Raw genomic sequence first — 1,539 nt, 5'->3', positions numbered from 1 at the left:
TGAATCGACCAGCCTTCTCTAGACACTCAATTGCATTACAATTGAATGTCCTGAGGAGGAAACATGTCCCAACGTTTTACCGATGAATTTAAAACCCAAGCAGTAAAGCAAGTAACTGAGCATGGCTATACCGTGGCTAGTGTTGCTGAGCGCTTAGGGATCTCCACGAATAGTATTTACGCCTGGCTTAAGCGTTACGGCGACAATAGCCCGCAATACCAACAAGTCAGTGAGCAGGAAGCGCGTATTCGCGAACTTGAGAAAGAGTTAAAACGAGTAACTCAGGAGCGCGACATCCTAAAGGAAGCCACCGTATTTTTCGCTGGCGAGTCAAAGAAAAATACGCGTTCATAAAGTCGAGACTCAACCTGTATCCCGTTCGCTTAATGTGCCACGCCTTGAATATCCAGCGCAGTGGCTTCTATGCGTGGGTAAACCAACCTAAGTCATGCCGAGCGATAGAAGATGAGCGCCTGCTCGGGCTGATCAAACATTCATGGCTAGAAAGTGGGTGCGTGTACGGCTACCGCAAAGTAACCAGTGATCTCAGAGACTTGGGTGAATCATGTAGTAAGCATCGAGTTGCGCGGCTAATGCAGCAAGAAGGACTTAAGGCCCAAGTCGGTTACAGCAAGCGACGTGGGATGTATGGCGGCAAGCCTGCTCTAGTGGCAGACAATCTCTTGGATAGAGCGTTTTCACCTGCAACGCCAAACCAATCATGGGTAACCGATATTACTTATATTCGGACACATGAGGGTTGGCTGTATCTAGCGGTTGTTTTAGATCTCTACTCAAGAGCGGTTGTTGGTTGGTCAATGAGCTCACGAATGGAGAGCGAGCTGGTGACTCAAGCTCTTTTAGCAGCTGTCTGGCGTCGTAAACCAAAGAGTGAAGTTCTGATCCATTCTGATCAAGGAAGCCAGTTTACGGGCTATGAGTGGCAAGGCTTCTTGGCTGAGCACAACCTAAAACCAAGCATGAGTCGACGTGGAAACTGCCACGACAATGCGGTGGCCGAGAGCTTCTTTCAGTTGCTAAAGCGTGAGCGAGTGAAGAAAAAGATCTATCGGACAAGGGAAAAAGCACGTGCCGATATTTTCGATTACATCGAGATGTTTTATAACTCTAAGCGCAAGCACAGTCACGCAGGAGACATGCCTCCGCTGGCTTATGAGAAACTTGGAAATTACAACTAACGAGTGGTCTACGAAAGGCTGGTCGATTCAGAATGAGCCAATTGCAGTTAAAAACTCATCGTTAGTCTGCATGTTAACTTCGAGACTACTAAGTTTTTCAAACTTCAAGTTCATTAATTCACGTGAGCCCTGTTTCCACAGAATTGACAAATCACCATAACACCCATTGATTTTAACTGTTAAAGCATCGTCGTATCTAACAGTTTGGAAAATGAGTTGATTGTAAAACCAGTGCTCTTGCTCGGGATCAGTCAAAATAGGTTCGCATTCAAATAAGCCAATCAGTTCGTGATTTTCAGGGAAGGTTTCCACAAAACTCCTTTTGCATATAACGCCTCAA

2 protein-coding genes are annotated in these 1,539 nt (G+C 46.0%); one reads left to right on the top strand and one right to left on the bottom strand.

Annotated elements, in window-relative coordinates; all coding sequences use genetic code 11:
* Nucleotides 1-63: 63 nt before the first annotated feature.
* A protein-coding gene (locus CBE68_RS08520; RefSeq protein ID WP_408633817.1) for an IS3 family transposase occupies nucleotides 64-1,199 on the top strand; the annotation gives its coding sequence in 2 pieces (ribosomal slippage) (nucleotides 64-298 and nucleotides 298-1,199; 1,137 coding nt in all).
* A 27-nt stretch (nucleotides 1,200-1,226) separates the two neighbouring features.
* On the opposite strand, the gene CBE68_RS08515 is transcribed toward CBE68_RS08520, so the two are convergent.
* Nucleotides 1,227-1,511, bottom strand: a complete 285-nt coding sequence (locus CBE68_RS08515) for a hypothetical protein (protein ID WP_087505661.1) — start codon at nucleotides 1,509-1,511, stop codon at nucleotides 1,227-1,229.
* Nucleotides 1,512-1,539: the final 28 nt, after the last annotated feature.

The organism is Neiella marina (genome assembly GCF_002165625.1).
GTDB classification, from domain to species: domain Bacteria; phylum Pseudomonadota; class Gammaproteobacteria; order Enterobacterales; family Neiellaceae; genus Neiella; species Neiella marina.
The sequence above is the reverse complement of the archived record's forward strand: the minus strand, read 5'-3'. Positions and strand labels throughout refer to the sequence as shown.